Below are 15,726 nucleotides of genomic sequence, written 5' to 3' on the forward strand. Positions count from 1 at the left end.
AGCGTTCATCCTGAGCCAGGATCAAACTCTCCAATAAAGTTAGTTTGTCTAGCATCTAAAAATAAAAATTGACGTTCACGTTGTTTGTTTCGTTCAGTTTTCAAAGAACTTATCTGCCGCTCATTTGCGACTCCCTTATGTTAACATTTTCATATTTCAATGTCAACCAAGTTTTTTTATTTCTTTTGTCGCTTTCTGCGTTGTTGCTATCGGCGACTTGTCCTATATTACACCCCTAAACTCTAATCGTCAATATGTTTTTCTAAAAAAATATAAAAAGACTCATTCCTTTTAAAATAAGCCTTTTTATCCTATAACATTCTATTCATTTATTATTTTTCTATAATTGGTAATGAAACGATGAACTGAACGATCCCGTCCTCATACTCAGCTCGAATACTACCACCTTGCAACTCAACAATACTTTTCGCAATAGCTAATCCGAGCCCCGAACCTTCTGTTACTCTACTTCTAGATTGATCTTTCTTATAAAACCGTTCAAACAAGTTCCCTAACTCTTCTCTCGTAAACCCTTCACTATGATTTGCAATAACAATTTGTATATCCCTGCGCTGTCTTTGCAGAGAAACCTTTATCTCTCCGTCATCTTTACTATACTTAATCGCATTCATTAGTAAGTTGTCGAATACACGGACCATCTTTTCCGAATCAATCATTGCGTATGCACGTTCCTCAGGAAACTTCTTAACAAACATAAGTCCATGCTCTTCCGCTTGTGGTACTAACTCTTCTATTAATTGATCAAGTAACTCATTTACACATACTTCTTGTTTTTCTAATACAACTTGTTCATTAGTTAACTTCGTATACTCAAATAAGTCTTCTATTAAATTCTTTAACTGCTCTGACTTTGCAAAAGCGATTCTAGTATACTCATCATATTGCTCTTTATTTTCATATTTAGAGTCTCTAAGTAATCGTAAGTATCCCATAATAGAAGTAAGTGGTGTACGTAAATCATGAGATACATTTGTAATAAGCTCGTTTTTCTGCTTTTCTAATGTACGCTCTTTTTCTATATTGTTCATAAGCTCCTCTGCCATATTGTTAATATTCTCAGTTAGAGCAGCGATTTCATCTTCACCTTTCTTCTCAATACGATAAGCCAAGTTTCCTTTTTCTATTTCTTTCACACCTTCTGCCATCGCTTCGATCTGCTTCATCTTTCTCTTTGTTATATAGAAGAAAGAGAAAATGAATACGAGTACACCTATTAGAAATGGAAACGGTCCTTCTTGTGTATCATATATTACTTCTCCCTCCGGAATCCCACTAACAAACATGTACAAATTCTTTCCCTCAATAGTGATAGGTGCAAAAGCTATAAATTCTTTTCTCGTACTTTCAAATTCATTTCTACCATTTACATAATTAATCGCAAATGATGCTGCATTACGAATCGTATTATGCAAATCTATTTGCTCTTCTTGTGCTTGCTTCGTTTTATATAAAACTTTACCACTTTCGTCAGTAACCAATATTTTCAAACCTCTAGATCCTTGTTCTAAAATTTGGTTCTCCATTTCGATCATATTTGATATAGCTTCTAATTTATTTTCATGAACCGAGCTATTTGCAGCACTTTGAGCTTGTTGGTTAATTTGCTCCATACCTGCCCGATAATCGATAGTCGCTTCACGATTCGCATTCTCAAAAAATGGTGTTGCTGCTTTCGATGATAAAACTCCTAATAACGCACAAGCTGCAAAAGTAGTAATCAGTTGAATTCTTATACTCCGCTTAACGCTCTTCACTAGTTTCCCAACTAACCTTCTAGCTTCCCTAATATAAGTAAATGGATTAAATATCTTTTTCAATCTTATACCCCACTCCCCATACTGTTTTTATATATCTCGGCTTCCTTGGATTCTCCTCAATCTTTTCACGTACTTTTCGAATATGTACCATTACAGTGTTATCAGACTGGAAAGATCTTTCGTTCCAAACCTTTTCATAAATTTGCTCAGCGCTAAAGACCATATCTGGATTACGAGCTAGCAATTCTAAAATTGAAAATTCCCTCGGAGTTAGTTTCACTTCTTCTCCCTCTACAATGACTCTATGGGTCGAAATGTTTATTTTCATCTCTCCAATTTCTAACTCGTCCTCATTTTGAATAGCGAAGCCATTCATTTTCATATAACGACGTAGCTGTGATTTTATTCTTGCGATTAACTCTAATGGATTGAACGGTTTCGTTACATAATCATCTGCACCTGTTGTTAATCCTAAAATTTTATCCATATCTTGCGTTTTTGCCGAAAGCATAATAATCGGCATTTCCTTCGCTTCCCTTACTTTCATACACATATGAATACCATCTACTTTTGGCATCATAATATCTAATACAACTAAGTGCACTTCATTTTCTTCTAATATACGTAACCCTTCTTCTCCGTCCCCTGCTTGCAGTACTTTATATCCTTCGTTCTTTAAATAGATTGTAATAAGATTCCTAATTTCTTTTTCATCATCTACAACAAGTATTGTTTCTCTTGCCACAATATCTCCCCCATCAGTTTTTTAATCCCTAACTTCTATTATAGGAAAACTTCTGAAGAAAAACGCTCGGAAATCCTTAAGATTTTCTGAAGACGCAAAAAAAGGTCTAGACTCCCCTTAAGTCTAGACCTTTCAAAAAACCCCTTTATTTACGAACGTAGATGAAATATAGTACGAATAAAACTCCCATAACATACATAATTGGATGAACCTCTTTACGGCGACCACTCACAACCATTGTAATTGGATAGAAGATAAATCCAATCGCAATTCCTGTTGCGATACTATACGTAAGTGGCATCGAAATGATTGTGAAGAACGCTGGTACCGCAATCTCGAATTTCTTCCAATCAATTTCTCCTAAAGACGAAACCATTAAGATTCCTACAATAATTAAAGCTGGTGCTGTTACAGCCGGTGTCACAACACTTAGTAATGGCGAGAAGAAAAGTGCCAGTAAGAAGAATCCCGCTGTTACAACTGCTGTAAATCCAGAACGTCCACCCGCTGCTACCCCTGCAGACGATTCGATGTAAGACGTTGTTGTTGATGTACCTAAGATCGCACCAATTACAGTTGCAATCGCATCTGCAAATAACGCTTTTCCTGCACGTGGTAATTTATTATTCTTCATTAATCCAGCTTGATTCGCAACCGCCACAAGCGTACCTGCTGTATCAAAGAAATCGATAAAGAAGAACGTTATAATAACAATACCCATTTGAACAGTGAAAATGTCTCCAAAGTGAGTTAACGCCATACCGAACGTTGGTTCTAGGCTCGGTATTGCTCCCACTACAGCTTTCGGAGTATCAATTAATCCTGTCGCCACTCCTAAGATCGCTGTAAGAATCATACCGTAGAATACTGCACCATTGACTTTCTTAATCATAAAGATGATTGTAGTAACAACTCCGAAGATCGCTAGTAACGTTGTGCCCTTCGTTAAGTCCCCCAACCCAACAAGAACAGCATCATTCTTTACGATAATTCCGGCATTTTGGAATCCAAGAAAGGCAATGAATAATCCGATACCTGCTGCTACTGCAAACTTTAACTCCGATGGAATTGCATTAATGATTTTTTCACGAATACCTGAAGCAGTAAGAATAATAAAGATAATACCTGACATTAATGTTCCAGCAATTGCTGTTTGCCACGGAATTCCCATCGTTAACACTGCTGTATAAGCAAAGAACGCGTTTATTCCCATACCTGGCGCTAAAGCAATCGGATACTTCGCAAATATCCCCATAATTAACGAACCAATCGCCGCTGCTAATGCTGTAGCAACGAATACTGCACCTGGATCCATTCCTGTACCTGCCGGTAATCCTTTAACATTTCCAAGTGACAGCGTAGCAGGATTGACAAATAGTACGTAAGCCATAGATAGAAATGTCGTTAAACCTGCTATGAACTCTGTTTTATAATTTGTGCCGAGTTCATCAAACTGAAAATAGCGTTTCATCCTACGTTTCCCCCGTTATATGATTACTCGCCGTAATCCTCCCTAGCCCTCTTTTATCTATAAAAATAAAAAAGGCTTCCATTGCATATACATGGAAGCGTTCTATAAACAAAGACAAGTTTCCCCTCATCTTTATCAAAACGCCTCGTAGTCAAGCCATTTACGGTAGCTAGGTAGAAACTTTCGGGCCATATCCCCGATATTATACGACGGCTATAATATTCATTTTTCGTATCAATTACATACTCATATTAACTCGATAAGGTGGGTTTGTCAATTTAAAAACGAACATTTTTATATATTTTTATATTTTCGTTCGTGTAATCACCAAAAAAACAAAAAGATCCATCTATACATAAAATGATAGATGGATCTTTCATTATAATACTATTCCCACTCAATAGTTGCTGGTGGCTTACTCGTTATATCATACACGATACGGTTAACGTGTTTTACTTCGTTTACGATACGTACAGAGATTTTCTCTAATACGTCCCAAGGGATACGTGCCCAGTCAGCTGTCATACCGTCGATAGATGTTACTGCACGAATACCTACTGTGTAATCGTAAGTACGCTCGTCACCCATAACACCTACACTACGCATACCAGGAAGCGCAGTGAAGTATTGCCAAACTTCACGGTCTAATCCTGCTTTTATAATTTCTTCACGTAAAATCGCATCAGATTCACGAACGATTTCTAATTTCTCTTCTGTGATTTCACCTAATACGCGAATACCAAGTCCTGGACCTGGGAACGGTTGACGCCATACGATTTCATCAGGAATTCCTAATTCTGATCCTAATACACGTACTTCATCTTTAAATAAAGTGTTTAAAGGCTCAATTAATTTGAACTGCATGTCTTCAGGAAGTCCACCAACGTTATGGTGAGATTTAATTGTTTGTGCAGTTGCTGTACCACTTTCAACGATGTCCGTGTAAAGTGTACCCTGCGCTAGGAAGTCCATTCCTTGTAATTTAGAAGCTTCATCATCAAATACGTAAATGAATTCATTACCGATGATTTTACGTTTTTGCTCTGGATCTTCTACACCTTTTAACTTGTTCATGAAGCGCTCTTGTGCATCCACTTTAATAACGTTCATATGGAAGCCTTCGCTAAATGTTTTCATAACACCTTCTGCTTCATCTTTACGAAGTAAACCGTGGTCCACGAAAATACATGTTAATTGGTCACCAATCGCCTTATGAATTAATACTGCTACAACGGAAGAGTCTACACCGCCGCTAAGTGCGCATAATACTTTTTTGTCTCCAACAGTTTCACGAATCTTCTCTAATTCTACTTCGATAAAGTTCTCCATGTTCCATCCTTCAGAACAACCACATACGCCGAATACGAAGTTTTTAATTAAATCGTTACCGTGCTCAGAGTGACGTACTTCTGGGTGGAATTGTACACCGTATAAATTTTCCGCTTCATTGCTCATACCAGCAATTGGACAAGATTCACTTGTAGCGTCTACTACGAATCCTTCTGGTAAACCAGTTACTAAGTCACCATGGCTCATCCATACAACTTGCTCTTCTGGAAGGTTCGCATATAATTTTGATTCGTTCTCTACTTTAAGAACAGCTTTTCCATACTCACGGTGGTTGGCACGTTCTACTTTACCACCGAAGTGTTGCGTCATAAGCTGCATACCGTAACAAATACCGAAAATCGGTAATCCTAGTTCAAAGATTTTTTCATCACAATGTAATGCACCTTCACCGTATACACTATTTGGTCCACCAGAGAAAATAATCCCTTTTGGATTCATTGCTTTAATTTCTTCTGCAGTAATTGTATGTGGATGAAGTTCACTGTATACACCGAACTCACGAATTCGACGTGCTATTAACTGATTGTACTGACTTCCAAAATCTAAAACGATAATTGTATCATGCTGCTTCTTCAAAATAATCACCCCAACGTTAGTTCTCGTATATAAATATTTTCACCAATTTAGCAAAAAGCATTACCAATATAATAAAAAAAGCCAGTCCTCCGCCTCTAGTCTCATGACAAAGAAAAGGCAGGGGTCTGGCTTTATAAAGAAAGATAGTCTTCCGCTCTTTATAAATATAAGACACACTGCCTTCATAGTCAGGTTGTTTACGGTAACCCGGTAGAGACTCTCAAACCATATCATTGAGGATATATGAAGGATCGTTTTATATTATCTTCCTAGATTCTAACAATGAAGTATCAGTATGGTCAAGAGAGAAAGCGACAAAATTCTACAGAAATTAATTTCCTGCGCTCAAAAACACAAAAAAACATCCACTTCTATATAGAAGTGGATGTTTTTCGAGCAAACGGAATTACATCATTCCGCCCATACCGCCCATGCCCATGCCGCCCATGTCAGGCATTGCTGGTGCATTTGGTTCTGGCTTGTCAGCAACTACAGCTTCAGTTGTTAAGAACATAGCTGCAACAGATGCTGCGTTTTGAAGTGCAGAGCGAGTTACTTTTGCTGGATCTACGATACCAGTTTCAAGCATGTTAACCCACTCGCCAGTAGCTGCGTTGAAACCAACGCCTACTTTTTCGCCTTTTAGACGCTCTACAACTACAGATCCTTCTAGACCAGCGTTGATTGCGATTTGACGAACTGGCTCTTCTAGTGCACGAAGTACGATGTTGATACCTGTTGCTTCGTCGCCTTCAGCTACGATAGAAGCTACTTTTGTGTATACGTTCATAAGTGAAGTACCACCACCTGCAACGATACCTTCTTCTACTGCTGCACGAGTTGAGTTAAGTGCATCTTCAATGCGAAGTTTGCGCTCTTTTAACTCAGTTTCAGTTGCTGCACCTACTTTAATTACTGCTACACCGCCCGCAAGTTTTGCAAGACGTTCTTGTAATTTTTCACGATCGAATTCAGAAGTTGTTTCTTCTAATTGCGCGCGGATTTGACCGATGCGAGCTTCGATTTGTTGTGAATTTCCAATACCTTCAACTACAGTTGTATTTTCTTTCGTTACAACAATTTTACCAGCACGTCCTAAAGATTCAATTGTAGCAGATTTTAAGTCACGTCCTAATTCTTCAGTGATTACTTCGCCACCAGTTAAGATTGCGATATCTTCTAGCATTGCTTTACGACGGTCACCAAATCCAGGAGCTTTAACAGCTACTACATTGAATGTACCACGAAGTTTGTTCACTACTAATGTAGCTAACGCTTCGCCTTCTACATCTTCAGCAATGATAAGAAGTGGTTTACCTTGTTGTACCACTTGCTCTAATACTGGTAAGATTTCTTGGATGTTAGAAATCTTCTTATCAGTAATTAAGATGTATGGGTTATCAAGAACTGCTTCCATTTTGTCAGAATCAGTAATCATGTAAGGAGATGCATATCCACGATCAAATTGCATACCTTCTACTACGTCTAATTCTGTTGTGAATCCTTTAGATTCTTCTAAAGTAATAACGCCGTCGTTACCAACGCGCTCCATTGCTTCAGCGATTAATTGACCTACTTCTTCGTCAGCTGCAGAAATAGCAGCTACTTGCGCGATAGAAGATTTACCTTCGATTGGTTTAGAAATCGCTTTTAATTCTGCAATTGCAGCAGTAACAGCTTTTTCGATACCTTTACGAAGACCCATTGGGTTTGCACCAGCTGTTACGTTTTTTAAACCTTCACGAATCATAGCTTGAGCTAATACAGTTGCAGTTGTCGTTCCGTCACCAGCAACATCGTTTGTTTTGCTAGCAACTTCTGCTACTAATTTCGCACCCATGTTTTCGAATGCATCTTCTAATTCGATTTCTTTTGCGATTGTTACACCGTCATTTGTAATAAGTGGTGAACCGAATTTTTTCTCAAGTACAACGTTACGACCTTTTGGTCCAAGCGTTACTTTTACTGCGTTTGCAAGAGTGTCGACACCGCGAAGCATCGAACGACGTGCTTCTTCACTAAATTTAATATCTTTCGCCATAATATTTGACCCCCTTGAATTTTTAAAATGTATATAATTAACCGATAACTGCTAAAATGTCACTTTCACGTAAAATCAAGTAGTCTGTACCTTCGTATTTCACTTCAGTACCTGCATATTTTGAGAAGATGATAAGATCACCTGCTGCTACCTCTAAAGCAACACGCTCACCATTTTCAAGCACTCGGCCAGTACCTACTGCAATAACTTTACCCTCTTGTGGTTTTTCTTTTGCAGTGTCTGGTAATACAATACCACTTGCTGTTTTTTCTTCTGCTTGAACAAGTTCAATTACAACGCGATCACCTAATGGCTTTAGCATGAACAATAACCTCCTCATTTTGTTATGTAAATTTTATTTATTAGCACTCAAGTCACACGAGTGCTAACACACTTCTAATAATAAATAATCTCAATTTCTTTTGCAAGTAAAAAAATCATAATTTTTTCGCAAATTACTTTATGCACTTTCCTATATAGCATTACTTCTTCTACTACCTTTACTATATGAATCGTTGCTCCCACTTCTTGTATGTTACAATATGAAAGACACCCTAAGTTGTTTTCGCTAAACGTACAACTTTTTCCTGTCTCCTATTTTATTTTCAAATACTTATTTACAAAAAAAATATAATTCAAATGAAAGTTTATATCGTAGGTAGCATATTTACATGTTATCCTACCTTATCTCATACACTAGCGTTAGAAAGGATGGTTAAACCATTTGAAAAAACAATATTGGTGGATTATCGTTACATACATTTTAATGCAGTTATCAGGCATTGCCGGGTTACCGCTTCTCCTGAAAACTGGACTATATGATAATAGGGGATTTACTAGAGAGGAAAAAATTCAGCTTATAACTGGCCATTGGGCAATCATTAGCTTCTTTATTGCATTATGCATTGTACTTTGGTTACTTAGAACAGATATTCGTGACAGGCATTTAGATAAAATGCGCTCTACTGTTCCAGCTACAATTGGATGGATTTTTATCGGGTTCTTCTTAGCATTTTTCTCACAAAGTATCGCTGGTATGATTGAAATGTATTTACTAGGTATTAAACCTGGATCTGAAAATACAGCAAGGCTTATGGACATCGCAAGAACAACACCTTGGTTCCTTATTGTTGTATCTATAATTGGACCTATCTTAGAAGAAATCGTATTTAGAAAAATTTTATTTGGTACACTTTATAAGAAGTTTAACTTCTTTATTGCCGCTATCATTAGTTCCCTTGTATTTGCAGCGATTCATTTTGATTTTACTCACTTGTTGGTATACACTGCTATGGGGCTCGTATTCGCCTTTTTATATGTAAAAACGAAACGTATTATCGTTCCAATTGCAGCTCATGTTGCGATGAATACATTCGTTGCAGTCGCTCAAATTGTAGTAAGCAATGAGCAAATTCAAGAAATGATTAAAGAAGCCGAGAAAATGCAAGGCTTTATCGGAGGATTTTTTGTATGAGAAACTCACCATTGTTCATGGCTGCACTATACTTCCTTCTAGGATGTATCTTTACACGATTCGCCATTACGAACGTGACAGATACAATTTGGAATGTGTGGACAATACTATTTGCAGTTATGGCAACAATTGATTTTAATTTGGCACTTCGCCTTATCTTAGTCAAATTCACAAAGAAAAAACAATAATAAAACGCAGAGGTCGTCTCCTCTGCGTTTTATTGTGGATAATTCTTCAAAAAGTAAACAAGTGTTTGTAACTCTACAGCTAAATCAATATGATGAATTCTTATATTCTCTGACACATTTAATCGTGCTGGCGTGAAATTTAAAATACCATGCACATTCGTTTCTGCCAATCTATCTGCCACAGCTTGCGCTACTGTAGCGGGTACCGTTAATATTGCCACTTGTATATCAGTTGATAAACGTTCTTCTAATTCATCCAAATGATATACAGGAATTCCTCCGATTTCTGTTCCAACTTTCTCTTCACTAACATCAAACGCCATTTCAATTTTTGTATTATTGTTTTTCGTGAAATTATAATGTAAGAAAGCGGTCCCTAAATTACCTACTCCAATAAGTGCTACACGTGTTATATCATCTTGGTCGAGTGTTTCACGGAAAAATGATAATAAATAATTTACGTTATATCCATATCCTTTTTTCCCTAACGCTCCAAAATATGAAAAATCTCTTCGAATAGTTGCGGAATCAACCTTTACCGCTTCACTCAATTCGGCTGATGAAACACGTTGCTTACCAGAAAGAGATAAGTTTTGGATAAATCGATAGTATAGAGGCAATCGTTTGGCAGTGGCCTGTGGAATTTTTTGTTGATCCATATAACCTCTCCTCTCTTCCTATCTTTATTCATATACTTGAATCAAATACAGCAGTTTAGTACTCATGAATTTCCTTGTATAATAAAGAGAAGAAGTATTCTCTCTTTATTTTAAACTATACACTATTTTTAGTATGATTGAGAAATATAAACATGGCAAAGTTAAGAAATTATTTGAGGTGAAAACATTGATATTATTACAAGTGAATGGGCTTTCGAAATTATACGGTGCAGAAACGATTATTGCAAACATAAAATTGGAAGTACAAACAAAAGATCGTATCGCATTAGTCGGACGAAATGGAGCCGGAAAATCTACATTATTAAAAATAATAGCTGGTGAGTTATCTCATGATGGTGGTGAAATTATAAAACCGAAAGATGTCTCAATGGGGTATTTAGCTCAAAATACCGGATTAGAAACGTCTTTAACAATTTGGGATGAAATGTTAACCGTCTTTACACATCTACAGCAGATGGAGACAAAACTTCGAAGGCTAGAGCAAGAGATGGGAAAAGAAGAAAACTTTTCAAATGCGGCTATATACGAGAAATTATTAGCTGATTATGACCAATTACAATTAGATTATAAAGATCAAGGCGGCTATCAGTACGAAGCGGATATACGCTCGATTTTAAGCGGTCTTGGCTTCCCAGTTGAAACGCATCAGACGACAATTTCTACATTAAGTGGTGGACAAAAGACTCGATTAGCTCTTGGGAAATTATTATTAACTAGACCAGACTTACTTATTTTAGACGAACCTACAAACCATTTGGACATTGAGACACTAACATGGCTTGAACAATATTTACAAGGCTATCCTGGCGCGATTTTAATCGTTTCCCATGACCGTTATTTCTTAGATAAACTCGTTACACAAGTATACGAAATTTCTAATAAGGAAAGCCGACGATTTGTTGGTAACTACAGTAAATATTTAGACTTAAAATCAGCTCTATACGAGCAAGAGATGAAGCGTTATGAAAAACAACAAGATGAAATTACTAAACTGGAAGACTTTGTGCAAAAAAATATAGCTCGCGCATCTACGACAAAACGTGCTCAAAGTCGCCGTAAACAATTAGACAGAATGGAAGTATTAACTAGACCATTAGGCGATTCTAAATCAGCTTCCTTCCATTTCGATATTGAAAAACAAAGTGGAAATGATGTTTTACAAGTGAAAGATGCAACTATTGGCTATTATCAGGAACCGATTATTGAACATGTAAACATGCGCTTAACTCGCGGTGACAGTGTTGCCTTAGTTGGGCCGAACGGAATTGGAAAATCTACATTATTAAAATCCATTGTGAATAAGTTACAGCTATTATATGGAAACGTTGCTTTCGGATCAAATGTATCTGTTGGTTATTATGATCAAGAACAAGCCAACTTAACATCTTCGAAGCGAGTTTTAAATGAACTATGGGATGAATATCCCCTGCAACCTGAAAAAGAAATTCGCACTATACTAGGCAACTTTTTATTCACAGGGGATGATGTACTAAAACCAGTATCTTCTCTTAGTGGTGGACAAAAGGCTCGACTAGCTCTTGCAAAACTTATGATGCAAAAATCCAATTTATTAATTCTCGATGAGCCAACAAACCATCTTGATTTAAATAGTAAAGAGATTTTGGAAAATGCTTTAATTGATTACCCAGGTACTCTTCTATTCGTCTCTCATGACCGCTACTTTATTAATCGCGTAACGACAACCGTTGTTGAGTTATCAACAGAAGGTGCACAAGAATATTTAGGTGATTACGATTATTACGTTGAAAAGAAAAATGAAATGATTGAACGTGCGGAACTAGAGCAAGAAGATGAAGTACCTGTTCAAAAAGTGGTGGCACAAGAAAAATTAAATTATCTCGAAGAAAAAGAACGTAAACAGTTAGAGCGTCAACGTACTCGAAAAATTGAAGAACTGGAACAAAATATCGTAGGCTTAGAAGAAGAAATTGCTACATTAGAAGACCAGCTTTGCTTACCAGAAATATATGCAGATTATGAAAAGGCTAGTGAAATTACAACTAAAAAACAAACACTGCAAGAACAGCTTGAAGCTTGTATGGCAGAATGGGAAGAACTGCATATATAAGAGAATTTAAAAGAGGAGGATATCTCATAAGTCGGGCTTTTTGACGAGATGACCTCCTTTTTATTTTCTGTTTTGGAATCAATACCATAGTAAATGAAATTATATAAACGATTCGACAAGAAATATCGATTTACCGACAAGGATTGACACTAGTAGCATCTTGTATAATAAAAGGAGGATGTTTCAAAATGTTTTTTGGACATCTCCTTGTTTTTTATTTCCCAAAAAAGAATTTCTTCAAAGGTCAGACTTCATCTACGTTATCCACAAGGTTATGCACATATCCACCTTTATAATATAAACTTCCAAATAACTTTTCCACATTATCCACAATCACGAAAAAAGTTATACACATTTTATGTACACAAAAAAAACCATATTATCAACAGATAATATGGTTTTTATCCACAAGCTGTGGTTAATTTTGTGTATAACTATGCTTCAATATCTAATCCTGGATTTGCATTTAAAGCTAATGTAGCGCGTTTTCCTTGTTCGTATGCAATTGTACCTGCAGCTGCAATCATCGCTGCATTATCTGTGCATAAAGATAGAGGAGGAATAATTAGCTCTATATTTTCTTTTTGTGCAAATTCTACTTCTAAACGTGCACGAAGCCCTTTATTAGCAGCTACTCCACCAGCAAGAAGCACTTGTTTTACATTATAAGCATCTGCTGCACGAGACGCTTTCGTTACAAGTACATCTATTACACTTTCTTGGAAACTTGCTGCTAAATCTTCTGGCGCAATTTCTATACCACGTTGTTTTGCGTTATGCACAGTGTTGATAACTGCTGATTTCAATCCACTAAAGCTGAAATCATACGAATCAGGTTCTAACCACGCACGAGGCAAATCAATTGTTGGTTTTCCTTCATGCGCAAGGCGATCAATATGAGGACCACCTGGATAAGGCATTGATAATGTACGAGCTACTTTATCGTAAGCTTCTCCTGCCGCATCATCTCGCGTTTCACCAATCACTTCAAATGAACCATGTTCTTTCATATAAACAAGCTCCGTATGCCCACCGGATACAACAAGCGATAGTAACGGGAATTGTACTTCTTTTACTAAACGGTTCGCATAAATATGACCAGCAATATGATGAACACCAACTAGAGGGATATCATGAGCAAAAGCCACAGCTTTCGCTGCATTTACACCTATTAAAAGTGCTCCAACTAAACCTGGGCCTTCTGTTACAGCAATTGCATCAATATCATCAAAAGTGATATTCGCTTCTTTTAAAGCTTCTTCTAACACAACTGTGATTTCTTCTACATGATGACGGGATGCAATCTCTGGTACAACTCCGCCAAAACGCTTATGACTTTCAATTTGTGATGCGACGACATTTGCAATGATTTCCGTTCCATTTTTAACAACTGCTACAGCTGTTTCATCACAGCTTGTTTCAATACCAAGTATAATCGTATTTTTTTCCATTATATATTCACCCACATTACAAGACCATCTTCCTGATTGTCTGCATAGTATCGTTTACGAATCCCACCATTTTGAAATCCGTATTTTCTGTATAACTGCTTTGCTACTTCATTTGACACGCGTACTTCAAGGGTCATTGTTTTTACTCCTAACCCTTTCGCTTCGGAAATGACTTCTTTCAATAAGGCATCCCCTAGCTTTTGACCTCTGTATTCTGGCAGGATAGCTATATTTGTTACATGTGATTCATCAAGAATTATCCACAATCCACAATATCCAATTACGAGACCATCTTTTTCTAGCACGACATAATGTGCATGTTCATTCACCTCTAATTCACGGTGAAAGGCATCTGCAGTCCAAGGGGTTGAAAAAGATGCTTCTTCAATAGCTACAATTTGAGCAATATCATCGAGTGCCATCTTTCTAAATATCATATCCATCTTCTGTAGACCCCTATTGTTTTTGACTTTCTAACCATTTTGTTTCAGCTTCAGCTAAACGAAGATAGCTAGGAACAAACGTATGCACGTCTTGTTCTTCTTTTTGTAATCCTAAAAATGCTAATTCACTTGGTCTTGGGTTATTCTTAGTGAACGGAGCAAATACAGCTTGATCACCTAAATATTCTACAATTGTTTCTTTATGCAATTTAACATCGTTACCAATAAATAAAACAGGCTGTCCTTTATCTTTTAACATTTGCAACCAGTCACCAATAAGAATAATTCGGTCTTCTTCTATTGAAGTTATATGCTCTCCCTCATATGTATATAATCCCGTGTAAATTTGACCACGTCGGCCATCAAATAAAGGACAAATTAGTCCATTAAAATTAGTACCATTTGTAGCCACCACTTCTAAACTTGATACACCTACAATTGGTATTTGAAGTGACCAAGCTAATGTTTTTGCAGCTGTCACACCTATACGAACACCTGTATATGATCCCGGTCCAGCTGCTACAACAATTTTAGTCAATTCTTTCGGTTTTACACCGCATTCTTTTAAAAGTTTCTCTACAGCTGGCATAAGACGTACAGAATGGTTTTTTGTTAAATTTGTAATGATTTCCCCAATCACGTTCCCTTCCTCAATAAGGGATACACCCATTACGTAATTTGAAGTATCAATTGCTAGTACTTTCATCTTGTAATAGCTCCTCACATAATCTAATATAGCGATCTCCAATTGGCTCGAGTACAATTTTTCTTGTATCATCTCCAGCATGGAATAAATTAATTTGTAACTTCTCATTTGGTAAATATGCTTCTATTAAATGAGCCCATTCTACTACTGTAATCCCTTCACCATAGAAATACTCATCAAATCCTAAATCTTCTTCACTTTCCGCTAAACGATACACATCCATATGATATAGCGGTAATCTTCCTTTATATTCTTTAATAATATTGAAGGTAGGACTATTTACGACTCTTTTCACTCCAAGACCTTTTGCTAGTCCTTTTGTAAAAGTCGTCTTGCCAGCTCCAAGATCACCTTCTAAAATAATTACATCTTGTGCCTTTACAAGTCTCCCTAATTTTTCTGATAATCGCTGGGTTTCTTCGGAAGATTTTGTTGTTATTTCATATTTACTCACAGACTTCACCTACTTTACTCACAATGTTCTCTGCTCTTTATTATACAGGTTTTAAATATATAAAAAAGTCCTTAGGAGTTTTCCTAAGGATAGTTTGACTGTCTTTATTAGTTTTTTGTTAAAACAAATAAAAAAATACGAAACAACTTGTTTCGTTCTTTTCTTTATATAAAATGGCGGTCCCGACCGGGGTCGAACCGGCGATCTCCTGCGTGACAGGCAGGCATGTTAACCACTACACCACGGGACCATTTGGTTGCGGGGACAGGATTTGAACCTG

14 protein-coding genes, 1 tRNA gene and 2 riboswitches are annotated in these 15,726 nt (G+C 36.9%); of the genes, 3 read left to right on the top strand and 12 right to left on the bottom strand.

Features of this window, described 5'->3' with window-relative positions; genetic code table 11:
- Positions 1-332: 332 nt before the first annotated feature.
- From MR071_RS24075 to groES, 6 genes are all read right to left on the bottom strand, one after another.
- Positions 333-1,838, bottom strand: a complete 1,506-nt coding sequence (locus tag MR071_RS24075) for a sensor histidine kinase (protein WP_242238164.1) — start codon at positions 1,836-1,838, stop codon at positions 333-335.
- On the bottom strand, positions 1,822-2,523 hold the full coding sequence (locus tag MR071_RS24080; protein WP_105588122.1) for a response regulator transcription factor: 702 nt from the start codon (positions 2,521-2,523) through the stop codon (positions 1,822-1,824). The genes MR071_RS24075 and MR071_RS24080 overlap by 17 nt, the downstream gene beginning before the upstream one ends.
- A gap of 145 nt (positions 2,524-2,668) precedes the next feature.
- The gene (locus MR071_RS24085; protein WP_105588123.1) at positions 2,669-3,994 is read right to left on the bottom strand and encodes an NCS2 family permease; all 1,326 of its coding nucleotides are present in this window, start codon (positions 3,992-3,994) and stop codon (positions 2,669-2,671) included.
- Positions 3,995-4,122: 128 nt separating this feature from the next.
- Positions 4,123-4,224: riboswitch (purine riboswitch) on the bottom strand.
- A 157-nt stretch (positions 4,225-4,381) separates the two neighbouring features.
- The gene (gene guaA / locus MR071_RS24090; protein WP_122974556.1) at positions 4,382-5,920 is read right to left on the bottom strand and encodes a glutamine-hydrolyzing GMP synthase; all 1,539 of its coding nucleotides are present in this window, start codon (positions 5,918-5,920) and stop codon (positions 4,382-4,384) included.
- 165 nt (positions 5,921-6,085) lie between these two features.
- Positions 6,086-6,187: riboswitch (purine riboswitch) on the bottom strand.
- A gap of 139 nt (positions 6,188-6,326) precedes the next feature.
- Positions 6,327-7,961: a chaperonin GroEL gene (groL, locus tag MR071_RS24095; protein ID WP_242238165.1), complete on the bottom strand. Its 1,635-nt coding sequence runs from the start codon at positions 7,959-7,961 to the stop codon at positions 6,327-6,329.
- Positions 7,962-7,998: 37 nt separating this feature from the next.
- A complete protein-coding gene (groES, locus tag MR071_RS24100) occupies positions 7,999-8,283 on the bottom strand; it encodes a co-chaperone GroES (RefSeq protein ID WP_000917306.1) in 285 nt (94 codons plus the stop codon).
- Between the two features lie 402 nt (positions 8,284-8,685).
- Between groES and MR071_RS24105 the strand changes: the two genes are divergently transcribed.
- Entirely contained in the window at positions 8,686-9,435 is a 750-nt protein-coding gene (locus tag MR071_RS24105; protein ID WP_105588125.1) for a CPBP family intramembrane glutamic endopeptidase, read from the top strand.
- The gene (locus tag MR071_RS24110; protein ID WP_001246204.1) at positions 9,432-9,623 is read left to right on the top strand and encodes a YdiK family protein; all 192 of its coding nucleotides are present in this window, start codon (positions 9,432-9,434) and stop codon (positions 9,621-9,623) included. The genes MR071_RS24105 and MR071_RS24110 overlap by 4 nt, the downstream gene beginning before the upstream one ends.
- Positions 9,624-9,652: 29 nt before the next feature.
- On the opposite strand, the gene MR071_RS24115 is transcribed toward MR071_RS24110, so the two are convergent.
- Positions 9,653-10,282 (bottom strand): redox-sensing transcriptional repressor Rex, encoded by a 630-nt coding sequence (locus MR071_RS24115; RefSeq protein WP_002174584.1) that lies wholly within the window; start codon positions 10,280-10,282, stop codon positions 9,653-9,655.
- 187 nt (positions 10,283-10,469) lie between these two features.
- On the opposite strand from MR071_RS24115, the gene MR071_RS24120 reads away from it, so the two are divergent.
- Complete coding sequence (locus MR071_RS24120; protein ID WP_105588126.1) at positions 10,470-12,392, top strand: ABC-F family ATP-binding cassette domain-containing protein; 1,923 nt, start codon at positions 10,470-10,472, stop codon at positions 12,390-12,392.
- Between the two features lie 434 nt (positions 12,393-12,826).
- Here the strand turns inward: MR071_RS24120 and tsaD are convergent, their stop codons facing one another.
- The 5 genes from tsaD to MR071_RS24145 form a co-directional block, all read right to left on the bottom strand.
- Positions 12,827-13,843, bottom strand: coding sequence for a tRNA (adenosine(37)-N6)-threonylcarbamoyltransferase complex transferase subunit TsaD (tsaD, locus tag MR071_RS24125; protein WP_105588127.1), 1,017 nt, complete (start codon positions 13,841-13,843; stop codon positions 12,827-12,829).
- Positions 13,843-14,286, bottom strand: coding sequence for a ribosomal protein S18-alanine N-acetyltransferase (gene rimI, locus MR071_RS24130; RefSeq protein WP_070140619.1), 444 nt, complete (start codon positions 14,284-14,286; stop codon positions 13,843-13,845). The genes tsaD and rimI overlap by 1 nt, the downstream gene beginning before the upstream one ends.
- A 13-nt stretch (positions 14,287-14,299) precedes the next feature.
- Positions 14,300-14,992 (bottom strand): tRNA (adenosine(37)-N6)-threonylcarbamoyltransferase complex dimerization subunit type 1 TsaB, encoded by a 693-nt coding sequence (gene tsaB, locus MR071_RS24135; protein ID WP_242238166.1) that lies wholly within the window; start codon positions 14,990-14,992, stop codon positions 14,300-14,302.
- Complete coding sequence (gene tsaE, locus MR071_RS24140; RefSeq protein ID WP_105588129.1) at positions 14,973-15,446, bottom strand: tRNA (adenosine(37)-N6)-threonylcarbamoyltransferase complex ATPase subunit type 1 TsaE; 474 nt, start codon at positions 15,444-15,446, stop codon at positions 14,973-14,975. The genes tsaB and tsaE overlap by 20 nt, the downstream gene beginning before the upstream one ends.
- Positions 15,447-15,620: 174 nt before the next feature.
- Positions 15,621-15,696: transfer RNA gene (locus MR071_RS24145), tRNA-Asp, on the bottom strand.
- Positions 15,697-15,726 lie beyond the last annotated feature (30 nt).

This window comes from Bacillus cereus group sp. BfR-BA-01316 (assembly GCF_022664195.1).
GTDB lineage: Bacteria > Bacillota > Bacilli > Bacillales > Bacillaceae_G > Bacillus_A.